Source organism: Sporosarcina trichiuri, assembly GCF_030406775.1.
In the GTDB taxonomy this organism is placed as follows: Bacteria; Bacillota; Bacilli; order Bacillales_A; family Planococcaceae; genus Sporosarcina; species Sporosarcina trichiuri.
Map to the genome: position 1 here is coordinate 1,935,303 of NZ_CP129119.1, position 19,753 is coordinate 1,955,055.

Here is a 19,753-nt window from a genome sequence, read left to right on the forward strand (position 1 = left end):
ATTCCTCCGGTCCGTTTATTTAATTGCGCCTCGTGTAAGGCCCTCCTGCAGTCGTTTCTGGCCCAGGAACAAGAGAACCAGTGTCGGAAGGATGACGAGAACCGCGCCCGCCATCACCACACCCCATTCAGTGGAAACTTCCTGCGACTGCATCTGTTTCAGGCCGATCTGCACGGTGCGCATCTGTTCATCATTCGTCACCAGCAGCGGCCATAAGTACATGTTCCACGCAGTCAGGAAACTGTAGATCGCCAGTGTGACTAATGTAGTCTTCGAAACAGGCAGTACGACTTTCCAGAGAAATTGGAATCGGCTGACGCCTGCCACCTGGGTCGCTTCGTACATTTCAAGCGGGATCGTCTTGAATTGCTGACGCAGCAGGAACGTCCCGAACGCCATGGCGAAGAAAGGCACAGACAGTCCCAGGTATGTATCGGTCCAGCCGAGCGAGCGGATTGTCTGGAAGTTCGGGACCATGGTCGCTTCCCACGGGATCATCATCGTGGAGATGAAGATCAGAAATATCGTATTCCTCCCTTTGAACGGGATGAACGTGAAGGCAAATGCAGCGAGACAGCTAAAGACGACCTGCCCCACCATGATCAGTGTGGAGACAATGAAACTGTTGAACAGATACCGCAGCAGCGGCACTTTCTGCATGGCAGCCTCATAATTGGTGAACGAAAATCCGCTCGGCACAATCTGCCCCTTCAGCACTTCACCGCCTTGCATGAAGCTGATCGAGAATGCGTACAGGATCGGAAAGAACATCACGAACGACGCCACCAACAACAGAGCATATAATAGGGATTTCTTTTTCCATGTCATTGATAGTGCACCTTCTTTTCGCTCCACTTGAACTGCAAAATCGTGACGACCAATATGAAGGCGAATAGGATGACCGCCTGGGCACTGGCTGAACCGATGTTGAAGTTGACAAACGCGTCTTTGAAGATGGAGTAGACGATGACATTCGTCGATTCCATCGGTCCGCCTTTCGTTAAGATATCAATCTGGCCGAATGTCTGGAACGAGTTGATCAGCGAGATGGTGACGATGAACAGCAAGGTCGGCGACAGCAGCGGCAGCGTGATTTTACGCAGCGAATAAAAATCGCTGACACCCGCGATCCGGCTGCTCTCATACAGGCTTGCATCGATATTGTGGAGCCCTCCGAGCAGGATCAGGAAGCTGAAGCCGGTGTTCATCCAGATGGTCGGAATCGCCACCGACAGCAGTGCGGTATCCGGGTTGAGCAGCCATTGCATTTCCGAAAGCCCGATTGTCTTCATGATGGTATTGGCAATGCCGATGGCCGGGTTATACATGAACAGCCAGATGACAGATGATGCGGCGACACTCATGCCCATCGTGGACGAGAAGATGGTCCGGAAAAAGCCGATGCCCTTCAGCTTCTGGTTCGCCAGCAGCGCCAGGCCGAGTGCCAGGATCACACCGGCCGGCACGGTGTACAGCACGAACAGGACGGTCGCCTTCAAACTGGCCCTGAAAGTCGGAGAGCCGAGCAGCTGACTGTAATGCTCCAAGCCGACGAACACTTGCGCCTGGCCTTGAGCATCCGTCAGGAACAAGCTCAGATAGATGGTCTTGAACATCGGATAGAACAGGAAGACCGAAAACAGCAAGATCGACGGCAGCAAGTAAATCAGACCTTCCAACAGTACGGGGAACCGCCGTCTGCTTTTCGGTTCGGCACGGATCCGGTCTTTCACTGCAATCATAAGGCAGCCTCCATCGACCGCCCGGCAGGCAGCAGATGATGATCGATGCGCTGTCCCGTGGCCGCACTGAAGAGATGGATATGCGCCTCATCCACTGCCAGCGGGATCTCCTCCCCTTCCTGGAAGTCCCATTGCCCCGGCCATTTCGCGATCCACAGCTGTCCGTTCATACGGAACATCAGCAGCGTCTCTGTCCCGAGGACTTCGATATGCTCGACCGCCGCGGTGAACGATGGCGTCCTTTGTGCGGCATATGTAAGATGCTCAGGACGGACACCTGCCACGACATCTTCTTTGACAAGGGGTGCGGCGACTTCCCATCCGTCTGTCAGCTGCAATTGCCGGCCATTCCGCACGGTTTCCGTGACGTTCATGGGCGGGGAGCCGATGAACGTGGCGACAAATAGGTTCTGGGGATGATTATAGACATCCAGGGGCCGGCCGATCTGCTGTACGCTCCCTTCGTTCAGCACCATGATCCGATCCGCCATGGTCATCGCTTCCACCTGGTCATGTGTCACATAGATCATCGTCATCCCGAGTCGGCGCTGGATCTGCCGGACTTCGGCACGCATCTTTGTGCGCAGTTTCGCATCCAGGTTCGACAGCGGTTCATCCATCAGGCAGATCGGCGCTTCCGAGGCAATCGCACGTCCCAGTGCCACACGCTGGCGCTGACCGCCCGACAGCTCACGCGGTTTGCGGTCGAGCAGTTCCTCCAGCCCCAATAAGCGGGCCGCTTCCAGACAGCGCTGCCGCTGCTGCTGTTTCGGGATCTTCTTGACATGCAGGCCGAAGATGATATTCTCCGCGACACTCAGATGAGGGAACAGGGCATAGTTTTGAAAGACCATCGAGATCTGCCGCTCATCCGGCCGTCTGTCGCCCGAGTCTTCGCCGTTCATGAACAGGGTGCCGCCCGATAGCCGCTCGAGCCCCGCAATGATCCGCAGAAGCGTGCTTTTCCCGCAGCCGGACGGGCCGACAATCGCGAAAAACTCCCCCTGCTGTACGTTGAAGCTTACGTCTTCAAGCACCAGGGCATCTCCGTGATAAGCTTTGTTCAGATTTCTGGTGTCGATCGCCTTCATTCATACCAACCTCCTAATTGAATACAATCCAAGCATACTAGGCGTATGTAAAGGGCTCATGGAGGGGATGTGTGGGTTTGGTAAAGGGATGGTTAAGCGTGAGAGGTGCTCAACTGCGCTCCACACAACTCAGCCAGCACGCCGCCTTGGGCCATATCGGACAAATCCTGTGCAGTATCGGACATTCCGCCTGAAGTATCGGCCACTTCGCCCGGCATATCGGCCATATCTCGCAAACTATCGGACACTCCGCCGAATTTATCGGCATCCCGGCACAATTCAAGGGACTGACTTGTGCTCGCTGCCGCGTAAGTAGCATGCCTGTGCATCACACAACTCAGAAACTATTCTGATTCGTTTCTGAATTGTATCGCACACAGGCAACTGCAAAAGACAAAGTCAATCTCCGTAACATAAAAAAAGGTCGTCTTCCTTGAAGCGAAGACGACCTAGCTTTCGTACACCGCATAACTCCAACACAATTAGTAACAGTGGCTGAATAGCACAACGCGGAGCAACCAAAAACCCCTCACCCGATCAGGTGAGAGGTCTTATCTCCATCATGTCCATTCCATCTTCCGTTCAGCGACATGGGATGGTTTGTCCGTTGCGGCATAGGTCGTGCTTTTCCCTTTCTGCACATGGAGGGCTTGTGTGAGGATGGCGGGCTCTCGAAAGATCTGCTGGTCGCGTCCGGTCAGCTCGCTGTGCAGTCTCCGGGCTTTGCTCATGCTGTTATCGAACACATTGTAACTGCATGGGACTTCGTAGACATTCCCGCTTTTCATGTGAACGGTCGTCAGGCCTGTCTGTTTCGGGAGATAGTATTGGACTTGCAGCTTGTTCACCCAGCCGCGTTCGGAATAATCCGGCCATGTAATCGGCATCAAGCTCATGCCATGCTTCCGGCTGATCATGACCGGCACTTTGCTCCGCGTTCCGAGGATCAGCGCCGCACTGTCTCGGGCCCCCTGCAGACTGGATCCGGCAAGTCGCAAGTTCAGATCGACCAGCCTGCTCGGCGGCAGGGTGAGTTCCGTTTCCCGGTCGGCCTCCATAGTCATCGTCACCAATCCTCCGACATCATTGTAATGCGGGATGAGAATTTCCAATTGTGTTGTCAATATCAGTTTTGCATCGTACTTCATCTGTTTTATCCTCCTCTTTTTACAAGCCATTGATTTTGGATGAAAAAAAGGGGTATACTTACCATCGTAAGCAGGTATACCCCTGCTTGCCGTCCCCGAGTGAGTCCGTCATGACTTATACACTCGGGGATTTCTTGCGTTCCTGCCCAATCACTCACCTCCCTTCAGCCGGAGCCAGTTGAGGAGCTCCGAGTAGTTCGCTTTGGACGTATCAAGGAAGTACAGCCCTTTCCGTTCCGCGCCTGTAAACTCCAGCCACTGAGGATGCTTGGAATTCCAATCCACGTGACCGAGCCGCCGCATCCGCTCCGAGATCACGTCTTTCTTCTGTATGGGAAACGCATCATGGAGGCCCTCATATGCATACTCCGCGACAGCTGCAAGCAGCGAATAGTTCGCCAGCATGGACACTTCGTAGTTCCCGATCGAAACGGCCGGGTGCAGCGCGAAGAGTTCATCGAGCCAATGACCGATCACATCCAGATACTCTTCCGCATTCACCACCGTCTCCTGCTGCATGGACGGCTTGGCATTCACCCCTTGACCGGTCATGAAGTAGCCGACGAGACGCCGCAGTTGTGACAAGGACACCAGCTTCACGTTCCGAGGCCGATGGATCGAAAGCTTTTCCTGCTCGATCCCTGCTGTTTGGAGTCCCTTATGTGTTCGTACAAGCAAGTTCGTGATCTTGTTGAGCTCGTTTCGCGAGTCATACGCAATGCGCTTCGAAAGAGAGACCTTTTTCCCCTTCGTGTTCAGGTCGATATACAGCTGGTCGGCCTCCTCATCAGTGAATCCCTCGAACAGCTGGACGGATATGTAGATCTTATCGAGCATCTTATTCATCAGATAGCCCTTGGCGTGATCCCCTGGTACATCACTGCCGATCAGGCGGGTGATGAATGGGCGCAATTGCCCCATAGCCCTCAGCCGCTGTGTACCATCGATTACCGCAAACCGATCCGGCCGTCCGTCTGCCAAGGCCCCTTCCGGTACCCGGGCGACAAGCGGCGGAAAATACACTTGGCCACTCGCCAAATTATCCAGCATATATCGGCGGATCAATGTAATCTGCGGATTCGTCTCGTGCCGGGTTTCGATCCGCTCATCCTCCAGCCGATCGATCAACTCATCCAACCGATAGACTGCAATCCCCTGCTTCTTTGAATACACTGTATCCGTCAACACAACACCGCCGCCCTTTCCTCCTCAATCACCTTCAGAAACTTCATCATGGTCCGCTTGATGCTCGTTGATGACGAATGATGCTTCAGCCGTTTGGATGATTCGTCGTACATATGCGAGAAGAGAGGATCGTCCGGCTGCCACGTACAGCGGTTACCGAGAAAAGTCAGCTGCGCAAATGCGGCCTCATACGGAATCCGTTCGCCCCGGGAAAGGTTGCACGCCGTCTGGGCAAGCGCTAACTGCACGCCCGACTTCGAACAGACGGAGCCTTCCGCATACCACGCTTCCGCCGGGAACACGTCTTCCCATGATTCAAAGAACATACGTGCTATAGCAGGCACTTCGGACGGTTTGCAGTTCCTGAAATACGCCTGCCCCTTCCGTTCCGTCAATGTCCCTTCGAACAGGGCGACCAAGCAACGGCGCATCGTGGTCAATGTCGTCACCGCCCCGCTTTGCTCCGACAGCCGGGATAACTTCATTTCAATATGCATACGATCCTGTAATGCTTCTGCGACATCGCGGGTAAGGGTCGTATATGGATCCCGGTGGTCGTACTGCATCCGTAACCCCGGGTTCGCTTCTGCGCGTTCGGAGTTCAAATCCGTGAACATCTGCTGCTCTTCCTGTGTTGTCAAATCCAGATAGATCTGAAGCGTGATCGGCAAATTATGTATCTGATCGATCTTCCCCTGAACACGACGGGCTTCTTTAAGATCGCCCGTCTCCTCATTCGCTTCCCTTTCCGACTTCAATTGAATGAGCGCTGACGATAACGCAGCCGCACGATGCTGCCCGTCGCTGATGTAAAGTTTACAGCCCTCAGGCAATGTGAATTTGCCCTCATCCACGACAATCTGCCTCCGGCTCGAAAAAACAAATGGCGAGAAATAGACCGGCTCACCTGCCTCGAGATTATCCATGATGAAACTCCGTATACTTCCCCGCTTCTTCATGTCCAACTGACGCTGTACTTCCGAATCAACCTCGAAAATCGCCTCGAGTGTCTTGAACCGCATTTGTGTCAGTAAGACTTCTTTCCCGAACTGCTCATGCAAAATACCCGGGATCTCTGTTTTAACACCTCCATCCATCCTCATACACCCCTTCCAATATTTTTAAGTATATCCATGCAAATTGGAATTGTCTACATGAAAAATTATTGTGTTCCTAATTTTCAAATTTCGTTTTAATTGATAAAGATTTCGTCAGAATATTGACGGTCCCCCTGTTATATGGTAATGGCGGAATTCACTTAGGAGAATCCAGGCAACCGGACACTCCCACGACAAAAAAACGTCTCACCAAGTATGCCGCTAGCACTTGGTGAGACGTTTTTAAAAAAGATGACTTCGGCTCAAGTTTAGTCCTTTTTTTCATTCCGCTTTTTCTCCAGATCTTTATCCATTACAGAAACGTCTTCCAGAACCGATTCCCCGAACCAATTGACTAACTTGTCCTTGGCTTCCTGTTTCGACTCGGCATCGATATAGGCTGCGACAGTCAGTAATGCCACTAGCAGAACGCTTAAGTCATCCGAATACCCGGCAATTGGAGTGAAATCCGGAATGATGTCGAGCGGAAGTATGAAGTAGCCGAGTGCGCCAAAAATAGAAGCTTTCGCTTTTTTAGGCGTTGTTGGTTTCTTGGCTGTATAGAAAAGAAGCAATGCGGCATAGGCGACTTTCACGCCTGCCTTCTTTCCGAACTTTTTTAGTTTGTGCCAAAACTTGCTGTCCGAGTAATGTTGCGAGTAATCATCCTGTACCTCTGTCATCATTTTCACCTCTCCCATCATTTTCACGATACTTTTGTCTACCCTTGCATGAATCGCTTCACACAAGTCAGGTGTTGTACGGATAGTAATGAGCATTGTAAACCAATCCGCACCAACAGACCAGCCCCCAACGGGTATACGGATTTCACACGGCCGCCCTGTACAAGTCTGCACTTCTACTTTGCAATACACAAATACTTCTCTATTTCATAAGTCCCCTGCACAACCTTCAGAAACACCCGGGCATTTCTCAAGAATGCCCTGTTCATTCTTCAAAAACGTCCGTTCGCCTCCCTGTCCCAACTCTCTTATGATGGACTCACCCAGGGAATACAACGCGTCGTGCACGACCTGAAAAGGTTGCCTATCATGAGTCCATTTGAAGAAGTGTTGGAGCAATACGAGCCGATGATCTCCTCGATCATCCGCAAACTGCATATCTACCGCGAGTTCGAACAGTTCCGCCAGGCAGGCCGCATTGCCCTTTGGCAGGCGTGGAGCCGGTTCGATGAAGCAAAGGGGGATTTCGCGCCATTCGCCTACCGTTCCATTTACGGTGCACTGCTCGACGAACTGAAGCGCGAGACACGGTTCAGCGATGTTCATGTCCCGGCGGAAGACGACCTGCTGGAGTACGCAAGCACGGACGCGGACAGCGACACATCGGCCTCCAGCCGGCTGGAAGAAGTGCTGCTGCAGCTGACAGCAGAGGAGAAGGAACTGCTCACCCTGTTATATGATGACCGCGTGACGCAGACGGTCTGCGCCGCCCATTTCGGGATCTCGGTGGCTGGGGTGAAGAAGCGGCGGGAGCGGTTGTTGGGGAAGCTGCGGGGGCAGTTGGGGGATTGAATGGGAACGGGAAAAGGCTTCGCGGGAAAAAAACTCCGCGAAGTTTCTTTTGTCCGAAGAATCGTGGTAGGCGTCTGTGCATCACCCAACTCAGACATTATTCTGATTCGTTTATAAGTTGTACCACACACATGCACTCATAGCTGTATTCAGAGCACCCGTTTAGCAATACTCCTCTTTATCTGCTGGGAAGAGCTTGTTATCATGAGTTTAGTGATTCGTTCCAATTCAGAACCTTGGAATATTATTCAGTTGAAATAGTTTAAACCTATCCTTTTAAGACAGACTTCTTGTTCTGCATTAATTTTTATGGTATGATTTTTACAGGTTAACAAACTGTTATGATATGATTTTCTACTCTGAGAGGACTAAATATCATCTTAGTCTGTGAGAGAATTTACTTCTTCAGTTATGTTACCAAACGACGAATCCGAAATTTGCTTCTTATCCTCTATCATCTATTGTCTATTTTACACATCAAATAGACAAGGAAGTGATAAAGATTAAGAATATAGTGTTAATACTGATTCTGTTTATCATCGTTGTCCTCAAAGCATGATAATCGGTAAGATTAACAGCCACGGAAACAATAGAGTATAGATAGATAAGAAGCCGGCTACGAGTGAACTCCACTCGTAGCCGGCTTCTTTAATAATATGAATTAAAGATCAGAAGCATTTGTGCGATGTACAATTGTTTAGTGTGTCCCCTCTTTTATGCACCCAAGAAATAATTCAAGTGGCAATTATAGCATTGGACTAGTTATATCAGTCCCAATTGAAGACCGACTTCTCAAAAACCAGGTTTCTTTAGGCGTTCCTACAGATTACCGCAGGTAAATAAAAATATGAAATAAGTTATGGATAATGTCGCTTCATTTGACCGGTGAGATGAATAAACGAATCACTAATTACAAAATGTTCAATTTAATTTCTGATCAATTTCATAGAGAGATCGCTGTCCGATAAGGATGGCGGTCTTGCTTTTTTCACTAGCACTGGCGAGTCGTATGCCTTTACAAGCTAAACCCCACTGCATCTTGCCAGGAGAAAAGGTCACCTTGCAACAGCAAATTTGCACCGTCCTATTGCATATCCACCATCCACTCAGCCACCCCCTGCTCATCCCGCTCACTCAGTTCCTGCAGACAGTATGCCATATATGTGTATTGCAAAATAGAAGTGCAGACTTGTGCAAGTGATTTGTACAGAGTCCCGCACTTTTTTGGTGCATAAAAAAAGACTTGCCAGCCACCTCAAGTCCCTCTACTGTATAGGTGTCGAATCTAACAGGTGGAGGTAGGAAAGGATGCTAGCAATGTCTGAGGTTCATTGTATCAAAACACTACGAAATAATAAAGGATTGACCATATCTGAAATCGCCAGGACCATGTCGATCAATTGGCGGACCGCTAAGAAATATGCGGATGACAATCAACTTCCCGAAGTGAAAATAAAAAAACGGAGAGGAATGATGTATGAAAGCAAGTGGGGAGAAATTGTTGGCGACTGGCTGGAAGAGGATGCAAGGGAAAAACGGAAAAGTCGGCGGACCAACAAGCAAATGCATCAGGAGTTGGTGGAGTTAGGATTTACGGGCTCCTATCGGACCCTTTGTGACTTCATCAAAATTTGGCGGGCTTCCAATGACCAGAAAAGCTCGCCTGATACTGAAGCGGAGCGTTTGGAACATCCTCCTGGCCAGGCGCAGGTTGATTTTGGTGTCATGGAAGCTGTTCAAGGGGGCGTCTATAAGGATGTTCGCGCATTGGTGATGTCCTTCCCGGCAAGCAACGCAGCTTTTTGTGTGCCGATGCCATCAGAAAATCAGGAATGTTTCTTGAGTGGATTGAAGATGCTTTTTGCACAAGCAGGGGGTGTTCCGCTCAGTATCCGGATTGACAACTTATCTCCCGCAGTGAAGAAAGTGCGCGGCTCCCACGGAGAGGCAGAATTGACGGATGGCTTCGCCGCTTTCCAGGCGTATTACGGATTTGACGTGCAGGTGTGCAATCCTAACAAAGGGAACGAAAAGGGACATGTGGAGCGGAAAGTGGGCTATGTTCGCTACAACTTCTTCAGTGTCCCACCTGTAATGATCGACTGGGACGATCTTCGATCACAGCTGCTCAAAGTACTGACGGAGGACCGACAGCGACTCCATTATACGAAGCGGAAACTGATCGAAGAGCTGTGGCAGGAAGAAAGACAAGTACTTCTGAAGCTGCCAGACGAGGCCTATCCCGTATTTAAGCAAACAGACGTATCCTTTAACAAGTACAGCGAATTCAAATTGGATAACCGTCTCATTCACGTGCCCGGTGCAAGGAAACATGCGAACTTGACGTGTGTCGCCTACTGGGACACCTTCAAAGTCATTACGGAAGATGGCGAAGTACTCCTGAGCGACCATAGGCCTTATCTAGAAAAACGACGCTTGATCCCCTGGTATGAGATTATGAAAATCTGGCGCACTAAACGAGGGCGGTCGAACATTCCCGGTATCGTCGGTATCTGCCGCCTCGCATACTGGACTACTTATCCGTCGAGGGTGGAAGGCAACGCCAGGAACGAATTGAACAGATGGTTTCTCTTTTGATCCAGCATGAAATGACTGAAATTGAAGAGCGCTTCTATGAGCTGATGACTGCTTCTCCAGCCCCCTCTCATCCGTACGATGTGGAGTGGTCCCAATATGATGCATTACAGCCGGAGCAGCAGGAGGTCCAGTCATGAGAGAATCCATTGAGCAACTGTGCCGGCAACTACGGCTTGCCCACGTAGCCGATGGCTATGCCGACGTCCCGTTTACGACACCCGAAGAGTTTGTACACGGTCTTCTGCTTAAAGAAAGAGATGGACGTGATCATGCCAAAGCATTCCGTAATATCAAGAAAGCACATTTTCTGGACGAGAAATCACTGGATACCTATCACTGGCACAAAGATATTCACTTTCCAGGACACTTGGACAAGGAGGAACTGAGCAATCTCACTTTCATCCGCAGACAAGAGAATGTGATTCTAGTAGGGGCGCCTGGCACCGGCAAGACTCATCTGGCCACCGCCTTAGGCCGCGAGGCCTGTCTGAGGGGATATGAAGTACGTTTCTTTCGGGTATCCCGGCTCGTGGAAGAATTGGAGACCGCATTAGCGGCAGGGAAATTAAAGAACTTTCGCAGGAAGCTTGAAAAGGTCGAGTTGATCATTCTGGACGAAATGGGGTATCTGCCTTTCGAGAAGGAAGGGAGCGAATTATTATTTCAACTGATCTCAGAATGGTACGAGCAAAAGAGCTTAATTTTAACGTCAAATCTTGAGTTTAGTCAGTGGAACCGTATCTTTTCAGATTCCAGATTAACGGCAGCCATGGTGGATCGGTTGATCCATCATGCGCACATCATCTCCTATACCGGACAGAGTTTCCGGCTGACCAATGCTTTATCCAAAAGAATATAAAATACTCGGGTGGCAACCCTCTGTATTTTTCATTGCAAATCTCTGCACTTTAAACTTGCAAAATACACCAGGTATGATTGGATTAACTAATCGATAGGAGGTGCTTTTCTCATGCCGCAAGAATCAGTTACCATCGTCCCCGTAACATTACACTCCGTAACAGAACCCAGCCCATCAACTACTGCCATCAAGGCCATCGGCCATTGCACAATCAAATTGACCCACGCCGAAATTGTCTTTCATAACGGCGTCGAGGAACGTATCGTCCAGATGATCGTAAGGGAGCTGATGGACCGATGAGACAGGATTATACAGAAGTGCAGAATATCTATATCGTCTGCGGAAAAACAGATATGCGCAAAGGTATTGACGGTCTTGCAACGCTTATACAGGATTCCTTTGAACTGGATCCCTACGGGGATTCCATCTTTCTTTTCGCTGGTTGGAAGAAAGAGCGCTATAAATGTCTGTATTTTGACGGGAATGGATTCGCTCTATTATACAAGCGCTTGGATAACGGAAAATTGCAGTGGCCACGCAGTGAACAGGAAGTGAAAAACTTGTCGCAGCAGGAGCTCTGTTGGCTACTTGAGGGACTCTCCATTCAGCAGCCGAAGGCAATTGCTCCTTCCTTACAAGGTGCTTTCTAAATAGTTCTGTTCAGATATCTTGTAATTCGGTATACTACCTTCAACGAGAAAGAAAGCGGTGAAGGAAATGGCCAATCGGACATCAGAACAAGCGCTTGAAAAAGTCATCCGCATTTTGGAAGAGCAATTGGCGCATTCCAATCAGCAGAATGAACAGCTGACCAATCAAGTGGAGAAATTGACCCAACAGGTTCAGCACTTAACAAAAATGTTATTCGGCTCACGATCCGAGAAATCAAAATACAATGTGCCCGAAGGGCAAGGTTCCTTATTTGAGGAAGAAGAGAACCCTTTTCCCCTTTCTGAGCAGACAGAAGAACAAAGCCAACAGGTAGTTTCGTATACTGTTGTCCGTAAAGCATCAAAGAGGAAGCGAAATGATCATTTTCAGGAAGGTGTCGAAACAGAGGTCATCCACCATCATCCTGACCAGCTTACCTGCGCCTGTTGCAATCTCCAACTAACGGAAATCGGCGGTACGATTGTGCGCGAAGAAGCTGAATTTGCTCCGGCGCAACTGAAGAGAATTCAGCATATGGAACATGCTTATGAATGCCTGCATTGTAAGGCAGATCTATCTACACCGTCGAAAATTGTTCGAGGAAAAGCACCACAGCCAGTCATTCAGCGCAGCCTCGCAGGTCCAAGTGTATTGGCGAAAGTCCTATCGGACAAATTCACTTTATATTTACCTCTTTATCGTCAGGTGAAAGAATGGGCTCGTTACGGTTTACAGACGAACGATAAGAATTTGTCCAACTGGGTGATCAATGCTTCCAACCAATGGCTGACACCACTGTATAGGCGGATGATCGAGCTGGCTTTAAACCGGACAATCCTTCACGTAGACGAGACGACATCACAAGTCATTCATCGTAGTGATGGGAAACCGGCCAGTTCCAAGGCGTATAACTGGGTTTACAAGACAGTTCCTTGCCAAGGGCCTCCACTGGTCATTTTTCAGCATTCCTTGTCGCGTGCCAAGGAAGTATTGAAGAATTTCCTTTCTGGCTTCAAGGGTATCGTGATTTGTGATGGCTACTCTGCTTACGGTGATATCGAAGGTATCTCCTTTGCCAACTGTTGGGCGCACGTCCGACGATATTGGCTGAAAGCCGATAGTAAAAATGGCCGGATGGGTGTTGACTATTGTAATCGACTCTACCAGTTGGAACGGAAGTTCCGAACAATGCGGCCAAGCAAACGGCGTAGAATGCGCAAGAAATATTCTAAGCCAATCCTTGATGACTTCTTCAAATGGATTGAGAACGGTCATTTTTACGGGAAGAATGCCATTGCGACGGCAGCTGAGTATACATTAAAGCGAAAAGAGGCGCTTCAACGATTCCTTCATGATGGCCGAATTGAAATCGATAATAATCCAGCTGAAAATGCCATTCGTCCGAACGTGATTGGACGAAAAAACTGGCTCTTTTCTGTCAGTGAAGCAGGTGCGCAAGCAAACGCGATTTGCCTAAGTTTGTCGGAGACTGCAAAACTTCATGGGATCGATTTCTATGCCTATTTGAAGAAAATATTCACAGATCTACCCACTATGAGTATTCAGCAGCAAAGTGAACGGCTCGATTCGTTCCTGCCATGGTCACCAGAAATTCAAGAATCATGTAAATTGAGATAGCCCTGTCTCTTCAAATCGGTGAAGAGAAGGGCTATTTGTGCGGCGCGCCGATAGGTAGCGCTTTTTTATATTACGGGCTTACTGACCACCTCATTGCTGTCCGTCAGAATGCGCACTTGATCGAAGCTGAGACGGACAGAGACTCGTTGTCCGGCAAATCGCGGGGACGTCGAGTAATTCCGACCATCAATTCGCACATACCCATACTTGTCCGCTTTCAGTACTTCTTTACGGACACACTCATACGGCTTGCCCGGCAGCTGAAGTAGGCGTTGCTCGTCTGCCAAATAGAGTTCGGCAATTGGCAGTCCCTTCTCAAAATGCGGCCGATTGCGATCCTGAACAGACCAGGACAATGCTTGGTCATTCAAGGAAGACAGAGCCTGATAGGGGATGGCAGGGATTAGATAGTTGTTGCGGACGTACTTCACCATCGATTCAACGTGCCCTTTCTCATTTCCACTCTCCGGATTACAGAACTCATATCGGAACCCGTAATGAGCCGTAAAGCGCTCGAACTCCTCCGTCAACTTCCGTTCGCCGTATGGCAAGATTTTAGAAACGGCAGGAGATAGATTATCAAACCGGATTGTGTGAGGAACGCCACCTATGAATGTGAAGATATTGGTCAACCCCTGCAGGAAGCATTCACGGTTCTCAGAGGGGAAGACTTGGAAGACGAATGCGTTACTGGCCGGGAAGGAGAGAACCAGGTAGTGCATGATTACTTCCTTGCCGTTATGCAGGAAGGGAGCCTCCCCAAAATCCACTTGCGCTGCACCAGGCTGTGTTACGAGTGGCAACGAAGCGTCCTCGCTTTCTTCTGCAACCTCTCGTTTCCGCTTGGCGACATAGTTCCTGACCGATCGGTCAGAACCCATAAAGTCATGTTGTTCTTTTAGTAACGTGTGGATCCGTTTGGCCGTCCGGCGGAACTTCTTTTTCTTAAAGGCATCTTCTCGGAGCCATTCATCGATGATCGGTTTGACAGGATCCATGACGGGGGATTTTCTGGTTTGTCGGACTGGTGTCTCCGAAGAGAAGTCTTCTTGGTCCGCATATTTCATTACGGTTCTCCAATCAACTCCAACCTTCCGGGCCACCTCCGCATAATTCGCCCCTTTGATATTGATTTCGTGTCTGATATAATTGACTTCAGCCATTGCTAGCATCTCCTTAACTACCTCCTGTAAAAGTTGTGTCCATACAAGAGGATAGATAGTTATTTAGATGTTGGCAAGTGGCCTTTTTTTATACATAAATTAGCTGCCGTTTCCTACAATTATAGTGTGCCATAAACAGTAATTTCTCTCAAAACGCCACGCATCAAGACACATAGCTACAATGTCGCGATTAGCCGTCCAACCGAGTTCATTCTTTGCTTTAGAAGCATCGGCATAACATGAAGCAATATCCCCTGGTCTACGATCAACAATTTCATAAGGGACTTCAATATCATTTGCTTCTTCAAAAGCTTTCACCAACTCTAGTACACTAGTACCTTTTCCGGTTCCCAAATTATAAAAATGGACACCTTCAGTTAGGTTTTCCAATGCAGCAACATGACCCTCAGCAAGGTCTACTACATGAATGTAATCGCGAACTCCTGTACCATCCACCGTAGGGTAGTCATTTCCAAACACACGTAATTTCTCAAGCTTACCTTTTGCTACTTGAGTTACATATGGCATTAGATTATTAGGAATTCCGTTAGGTGCCTCACCTATTTGTCCGCTTTCATGGGCACCTACTGGATTGAAATATCGAAGAATTGAAACTGAAAAAGCAGGGTTTGCATTTGCTATATCAGTAAGAATCCGCTCACTCATGGCTTTCGTTTCACCGTACGGATTAGTAGTTGGTAAGAGATCCATTGTTTCTACAAAAGGTACTTTATTATCCCCATACACTGTTGCAGATGAGCTAAAGACAAATCGATTGACACCATATTTCTGGCAAGCTTTTGTAAGAACCATTGTACTTACGATGTTATTATAATAATATTCTAGTGGTTTTTCTACTGATTCGCCAACCGCTTTAAGCCCAGCAAAATGAATAACTCCATCAATCTTGTAATTTCTGAAAATAATATCAACAGCTTCCGCATCTGTTACATCAATCTCGTAAAAAGTTACTTCTTTATCAGCTATATCCATGATTTTCATGACTGTTTCACTCTTACTGTTAGAAAGATTATCAGCAATAATGACTGAATGTCCTGCTTCCAGAAGAGCAATACTGGTATGTGATCCTATATATCCGGCACCACCTGTTACTAGTATGTTCATTATAAGAGCACTCCCTCCCTTTTTTTATAATTGTTTTTCCAGCAAGTTTCGATTGCCTACTGGCACTTTAGTTTATAAATTTAACCTCTTTCCAATTTCCTTATTTTAAACAGCAAGTACAATTCTCCTAAAACTGCAACTATTGCATAAGTAAGACTAACTATGAGAGCATTCTTCGGAACTAATATAAGTAACACTATTAATACTGATAGTCTTATTAAATTATTTATAGCATCAATTTTTGGTACACCATAAGAATGAATCAAGATATTGAAAAGCCCAATATAAATCATCATAACATTGGCCACACCTATAATCCAAAAAACAGGAATACTTTCTTTGTAGACTTCATCTAATAAAAAGAATATCATCACAGATATAATTCCTATTATTACGAACCCCAAAACAAAAACAACCGGTAAAAACTTTAATAACTTTGCTTTATATGCTTTACGCTGCTCACTTGTTTTTATGTTTGCTATATCAGGCATTATTACTGTTCTAATTGCATCGTTAAGTAACGAAAACACCACAACAAAAGTGATGGCACTACTATATAATGCAACTTCTTTTTCCGAAGTACTAGCACCAAGAGTAAATTGTGGAAGTCGTAAAAGCAAAATAAAACAAAGCCCAGAAAGAGCAACCCATTTACTATAAGAAAAACTTATCAATAAAAACTCTTTCCAATTTGCTTTATAAAGACCTTTCATAAAACCACTGTTTTTTACCACATCAAGAAGTAACAGTAAAAAAAGTGGTAAAGCATATAATGTCAAAAAGACGTAACTAACTTCAAATTTATCAAAGACTAATATTAAAGATATTAATATTAGTCTTAGCAATCCATATATAAAAGTATACTTTTTAAAATTAGCAAAGTTTTTTTGAGCTTGCTCAATCGCTCTAACAGTCATCCAAAGACTAAGTAAGCCTCCTGATAAGTAAGATATATAAATTAAATATTCATAACCTTGTAATATCGGATAATAAAAAATTGATAATTTTGTTAGAGGAAAACTAATTATTATATTTATCAAACACACTAATATCTTCCAATAGTAAGATAACCTTAAAAAATCCCTTTTCTTATTTTCAACCTCTAAAGTATTAAATTTCCTCACTATTGTAGTACTTAAACCGAAGTCTAAAAACAATCCCCATAACATTGTAATAGACATAGCTATTGCGAAACTAGCAAAGTCACTCACACTTAATAGCTTAGTTGCCAAAATAATTATGAGGAAGCTTATAGCCTGATTAAATATGTTTGCTGATAATACTCCAGAAATTGTTCTTATTCCTTTTGTTTTATAAAGTTTTAATATTTTTTTTGAAAAGCTTATTTGGCCTATAGACAATTAATTACTTCCTCTCAAAATCTTAAATTTACACCTTTTCTCCTTTGGTGTAAAAAGACTTCACAATTAATCTTCAGCGTGTTTTTTTACATTTAAAGAAATACTTTTTTCTGCTTTAGAAAATACATATGCAATTAATATTGCAGAGAGAATTTCAAATTGAACAGGAGCGCCTGTTCCTGCCAAACATAAAGCAGCAACGCAAAAAACAGCTGTCGTATTTCTAAATCTAATATTCCAAAGAGTGGCGCTAAGTAAAATTGAAAAATAAACAGCCAAGCCAATGATACCTGATGTATAAATTAAATCAATATACATGGAATCCCCTATAAAGATATCGCTAATTGATATTTTTCCTACTCCTATAAACCAATTTTCTTTTATTATCATATAAGTATTTGCTAATATTCCCTCTGTTGAATCATATCTAGTTTCAAATACCTCAAATGGTTTTAACAAATACTCTAGATAATAATAAATAAACAATCCTTGTCTCTCTAGAATTTTTATTATCCCTATAGCCATTGGAAATACTAGTATTGGAATCAATAGTGTTTTTCTATTTTTCACTTTAATGATTCCATATAAAGCAAGAAAATAAAATATGATCAATAATGCTGGTAATCCTAATATGGCTGTTTTTGATAAAGCCATTAAACCAATTGCAATTGATAATATTAATTTAATATATATTATTTTACACTTCTTCTTTTCTATTAAATACCCAAAGTATACAGCAAAGCTAAAAACTGAAAATACACCAAGTAACACTGGACTTCCAAAAGTACCATATGCTCGACTAAAGTAGCCTAACCTTAGAACTTCATTGAGTGGTGTTAAAGATTCTTTATAATATAAGTTATAAAAAAAGGTAGTGCTCTCCGGAAAGGTTAATTGAATAACAGAAGTAATGAAATTTATAAATAAAATTGGCCATATAATTTTATCTAACACTTTATCTTCATTTTGTTTCATGATGAACTGAAGTAAATAAATTACTATAATAGTTCTAAAAATACCAAAAATAGAAACTATCCCTATTGAACTCTCATATCTAATAGTCCCTACAAGGGTAGAAAATATCAACAAGAAAAAATACATCCATAATCTTTGTCTGAAAACTTTTCCCTTTTTATACAAAGTGAATATTTCTCTTCTTTTTATTAGAAGTATGATAATTACTATAAAGAAGGCAGAAATCTCAAAACTTATCTGCGTGTTGTTTATATTTAAATTAGGTGCAAAAAGGGAAAAAATCACATATGATATAATCCCTTTCTCTATATCCTTTAGAAGCATTAGTACTAAGATTAAATATAAAATTATAAAAATTATTGTTCCCATGGTTACTCACTTCCTTAATTCATGTAACGGAAGATAAATTTACTATTCCAAGTATTAATGTGCATATTTCACTTAATATGAAAATACTGAATTAATGAGAATATCCTTCTATATATTAAAAGGTTTTATGATAAATCTTTACATATTCTGCTTTCATGTTTGTTACTGAAAATTTTTTTGAAGCGACTTTAGCAGATTCACCTAATTTATTGCGAAGTTCACTGTCTCTAATTAACTCAAGTACAGCTTCAACAATCTCTTCTCTTTTATTATTGACAAGTAAGCCTGTTACCCTATGTTCAATCATATCTGGAACACCACCTACATTTGTTGCAACAATCGGCAATCCCGTTGCCATAGCTTCTATTAAAGTAATAGGCATTCCTTCCCAAAGTGAAGGGAGTATAAATATATCAGCATCATTCAAATATGGAAAAACATTAGCCTTTGTCCCTAAAAATTCAACGTTGTTTTCTAAACCCAAATCTTTCACCTTATCTTTAACAGTTTTCTCTAAGTGGCCTGAACCAATTAATTTCAAAGTAATATTGGGCATTTCATTACAGATAATTTTAAAGTTCTCAATTAACTCACTATGATTTTTTTGCTCTGAAAAACGCCCCACGTGTAGAATACTAATTTTTTTATTTTCGTCATTATAAGCCTTTTTTTCTATACACTTTGCTAAATCTATTCCATTGTAAACCATGGGTACTTTTTCTTCTGAGAAATTATACTCTCTTATCACAGATTTTTTCACCAGTGGACTAATAGCAACTGGAACTACACCACAGTATTTAAAAAAGAAATAGTTTATTTTCCGTTGAAACTTGCCAGTCTCCTTACTCGCAATGTTATGAATTGTGTGGACTTTGGTAGGCACTTTGGCTGCTATAGCAGCAATCATTGCATACGGTAAGATATATCGATGAGTATGAATAATTTCCGGTTTTTCCTTTTTAAATAATTTATATAAGCTAAAGATAACTTTAATATCGAAGCCCTTTTTCTTATCTAAGTAAATAACTTTTATATTTTGATTCTCTAATCTTTCAGTAATGGCCGAATGATAATCGTATAAGCTGACAACATTTACATCAAAACCATCATCTTCTAAGGCGATTGATAAGTTTTCGGCCATAATTTCTGCTCCTGCAAGCCCAAACTCCGGCATTATTTGCATCAATTTTATCTTTTTGTTCATTTTCGAACCCAT

General features: G+C 45.0%; 17 protein-coding genes. 5 read left to right on the forward strand and 12 right to left on the reverse strand.

Going from position 1 to position 19,753, the window contains the following annotated elements:
- Positions 1-15 precede the first annotated feature (15 nt).
- From QWT68_RS09925 to QWT68_RS09955, 7 genes are all read right to left on the reverse strand, one after another.
- Positions 16-828 carry a carbohydrate ABC transporter permease gene (locus tag QWT68_RS09925; protein WP_040287485.1) on the reverse strand — a complete coding sequence of 271 codons (813 nt, stop codon included), beginning with the start codon at positions 826-828 and terminating at the stop codon, positions 16-18.
- Positions 825-1,742, reverse strand: coding sequence for a carbohydrate ABC transporter permease (locus tag QWT68_RS09930; protein WP_290148175.1), 918 nt, complete (start codon positions 1,740-1,742; stop codon positions 825-827). Before QWT68_RS09930 ends, QWT68_RS09925 begins: the two co-directional genes overlap by 4 nt.
- Positions 1,739-2,833 (reverse strand): ABC transporter ATP-binding protein, encoded by a 1,095-nt coding sequence (locus tag QWT68_RS09935; RefSeq protein WP_290148177.1) that lies wholly within the window; start codon positions 2,831-2,833, stop codon positions 1,739-1,741. Before QWT68_RS09935 ends, QWT68_RS09930 begins: the two co-directional genes overlap by 4 nt.
- 560 nt (positions 2,834-3,393) lie before the next feature.
- Complete coding sequence (locus QWT68_RS09940; RefSeq protein ID WP_290148178.1) at positions 3,394-3,981, reverse strand: competence protein ComK; 588 nt, start codon at positions 3,979-3,981, stop codon at positions 3,394-3,396.
- A gap of 150 nt (positions 3,982-4,131) precedes the next feature.
- On the reverse strand, positions 4,132-5,166 hold the full coding sequence (locus QWT68_RS09945; protein ID WP_290148179.1) for a DNA sulfur modification protein DndB: 1,035 nt from the start codon (positions 5,164-5,166) through the stop codon (positions 4,132-4,134).
- Positions 5,163-6,263 carry a DNA sulfur modification protein DndB gene (locus QWT68_RS09950; RefSeq protein ID WP_290148181.1) on the reverse strand — a complete coding sequence of 367 codons (1,101 nt, stop codon included), beginning with the start codon at positions 6,261-6,263 and terminating at the stop codon, positions 5,163-5,165. Before QWT68_RS09950 ends, QWT68_RS09945 begins: the two co-directional genes overlap by 4 nt.
- A 269-nt stretch (positions 6,264-6,532) precedes the next feature.
- The gene (locus tag QWT68_RS09955; protein ID WP_348539782.1) at positions 6,533-7,042 is read right to left on the reverse strand and encodes a YkvA family protein; all 510 of its coding nucleotides are present in this window, start codon (positions 7,040-7,042) and stop codon (positions 6,533-6,535) included.
- A gap of 273 nt (positions 7,043-7,315) precedes the next feature.
- On the opposite strand from QWT68_RS09955, the gene QWT68_RS09960 reads away from it, so the two are divergent.
- The 5 genes from QWT68_RS09960 to tnpC all read left to right on the forward strand — a co-directional run bounded on the left by QWT68_RS09960 (position 7,316) and on the right by tnpC (position 13,544).
- Complete coding sequence (locus tag QWT68_RS09960) at positions 7,316-7,798, forward strand: sigma-70 family RNA polymerase sigma factor (RefSeq protein WP_290148183.1); 483 nt, start codon at positions 7,316-7,318, stop codon at positions 7,796-7,798.
- 1,308 nt (positions 7,799-9,106) lie between these two features.
- Positions 9,107-10,396, forward strand: coding sequence for an IS21 family transposase (gene istA / locus QWT68_RS09965; protein WP_290148185.1), 1,290 nt, complete (start codon positions 9,107-9,109; stop codon positions 10,394-10,396).
- 133 nt (positions 10,397-10,529) lie between these two features.
- Positions 10,530-11,255 carry an IS21-like element helper ATPase IstB gene (gene istB, locus QWT68_RS09970; protein WP_290148187.1) on the forward strand — a complete coding sequence of 242 codons (726 nt, stop codon included), beginning with the start codon at positions 10,530-10,532 and terminating at the stop codon, positions 11,253-11,255.
- A 296-nt stretch (positions 11,256-11,551) separates the two neighbouring features.
- Positions 11,552-11,905 (forward strand): IS66 family insertion sequence element accessory protein TnpB, encoded by a 354-nt coding sequence (gene tnpB, locus QWT68_RS09975; protein WP_290148189.1) that lies wholly within the window; start codon positions 11,552-11,554, stop codon positions 11,903-11,905.
- A gap of 67 nt (positions 11,906-11,972) precedes the next feature.
- A complete protein-coding gene (gene tnpC / locus QWT68_RS09980) occupies positions 11,973-13,544 on the forward strand; it encodes an IS66 family transposase (protein WP_290148191.1) in 1,572 nt (523 codons plus the stop codon).
- Between the two features lie 65 nt (positions 13,545-13,609).
- Here tnpC and istA (QWT68_RS09985) read toward each other — a convergent pair whose 3' ends face one another.
- The 5 genes from istA (QWT68_RS09985) to QWT68_RS10005 form a co-directional block, all read right to left on the reverse strand.
- Complete coding sequence (gene istA / locus QWT68_RS09985) at positions 13,610-14,707, reverse strand: IS21 family transposase (protein ID WP_290148192.1); 1,098 nt, start codon at positions 14,705-14,707, stop codon at positions 13,610-13,612.
- A gap of 99 nt (positions 14,708-14,806) precedes the next feature.
- Entirely contained in the window at positions 14,807-15,832 is a 1,026-nt protein-coding gene (galE, locus tag QWT68_RS09990; protein WP_290148193.1) for a UDP-glucose 4-epimerase GalE, read from the reverse strand.
- Positions 15,833-15,912: 80 nt separating this feature from the next.
- Positions 15,913-17,193 carry a lipopolysaccharide biosynthesis protein gene (locus QWT68_RS09995; protein ID WP_290148195.1) on the reverse strand — a complete coding sequence of 427 codons (1,281 nt, stop codon included), beginning with the start codon at positions 17,191-17,193 and terminating at the stop codon, positions 15,913-15,915.
- A gap of 66 nt (positions 17,194-17,259) precedes the next feature.
- Positions 17,260-18,537, reverse strand: a complete 1,278-nt coding sequence (locus tag QWT68_RS10000; RefSeq protein ID WP_290148196.1) for a hypothetical protein — start codon at positions 18,535-18,537, stop codon at positions 17,260-17,262.
- Between the two features lie 115 nt (positions 18,538-18,652).
- On the reverse strand, positions 18,653-19,753 hold the full coding sequence (locus tag QWT68_RS10005) for a glycosyltransferase (RefSeq protein ID WP_290148197.1): 1,101 nt from the start codon (positions 19,751-19,753) through the stop codon (positions 18,653-18,655).

Bases quoted from the DNA above. Each gene is read 5' to 3' on its own strand.
- QWT68_RS09930 (WP_290148175.1), bottom strand. From the start codon at position 1,742: ATGATTGCAGTGAAAGACCGGATCCGTGCCGAACCGAAAAGCAGACGG.
- QWT68_RS09960 (WP_290148183.1), top strand. From the start codon at position 7,316: ATGAGTCCATTTGAAGAAGTGTTGGAGCAATACGAGCCGATGATCTCC.
- istA (WP_290148192.1), bottom strand. From the start codon at position 14,707: ATGGCTGAAGTCAATTATATCAGACACGAAATCAATATCAAAGGGGCG.
- QWT68_RS09925 (WP_040287485.1), bottom strand. From the start codon at position 828: ATGACATGGAAAAAGAAATCCCTATTATATGCTCTGTTGTTGGTGGCG.
- galE (WP_290148193.1), bottom strand. From the start codon at position 15,832: ATGAACATACTAGTAACAGGTGGTGCCGGATATATAGGATCACATACC.
- istB (WP_290148187.1), top strand. From the start codon at position 10,530: ATGAGAGAATCCATTGAGCAACTGTGCCGGCAACTACGGCTTGCCCAC.
- QWT68_RS09955 (WP_348539782.1), bottom strand. From the start codon at position 7,042: ATGCTCATTACTATCCGTACAACACCTGACTTGTGTGAAGCGATTCAT.
- QWT68_RS09935 (WP_290148177.1), bottom strand. From the start codon at position 2,833: ATGAAGGCGATCGACACCAGAAATCTGAACAAAGCTTATCACGGAGAT.
- QWT68_RS10000 (WP_290148196.1), bottom strand. From the start codon at position 18,537: ATGGGAACAATAATTTTTATAATTTTATATTTAATCTTAGTACTAATG.
- istA (WP_290148185.1), top strand. From the start codon at position 9,107: ATGCTAGCAATGTCTGAGGTTCATTGTATCAAAACACTACGAAATAAT.
- QWT68_RS10005 (WP_290148197.1), bottom strand. From the start codon at position 19,753: ATGGGTTCGAAAATGAACAAAAAGATAAAATTGATGCAAATAATGCCG.
- QWT68_RS09940 (WP_290148178.1), bottom strand. From the start codon at position 3,981: ATGAAGTACGATGCAAAACTGATATTGACAACACAATTGGAAATTCTC.
- tnpB (WP_290148189.1), top strand. From the start codon at position 11,552: ATGAGACAGGATTATACAGAAGTGCAGAATATCTATATCGTCTGCGGA.
- QWT68_RS09950 (WP_290148181.1), bottom strand. From the start codon at position 6,263: ATGGATGGAGGTGTTAAAACAGAGATCCCGGGTATTTTGCATGAGCAG.
- tnpC (WP_290148191.1), top strand. From the start codon at position 11,973: ATGGCCAATCGGACATCAGAACAAGCGCTTGAAAAAGTCATCCGCATT.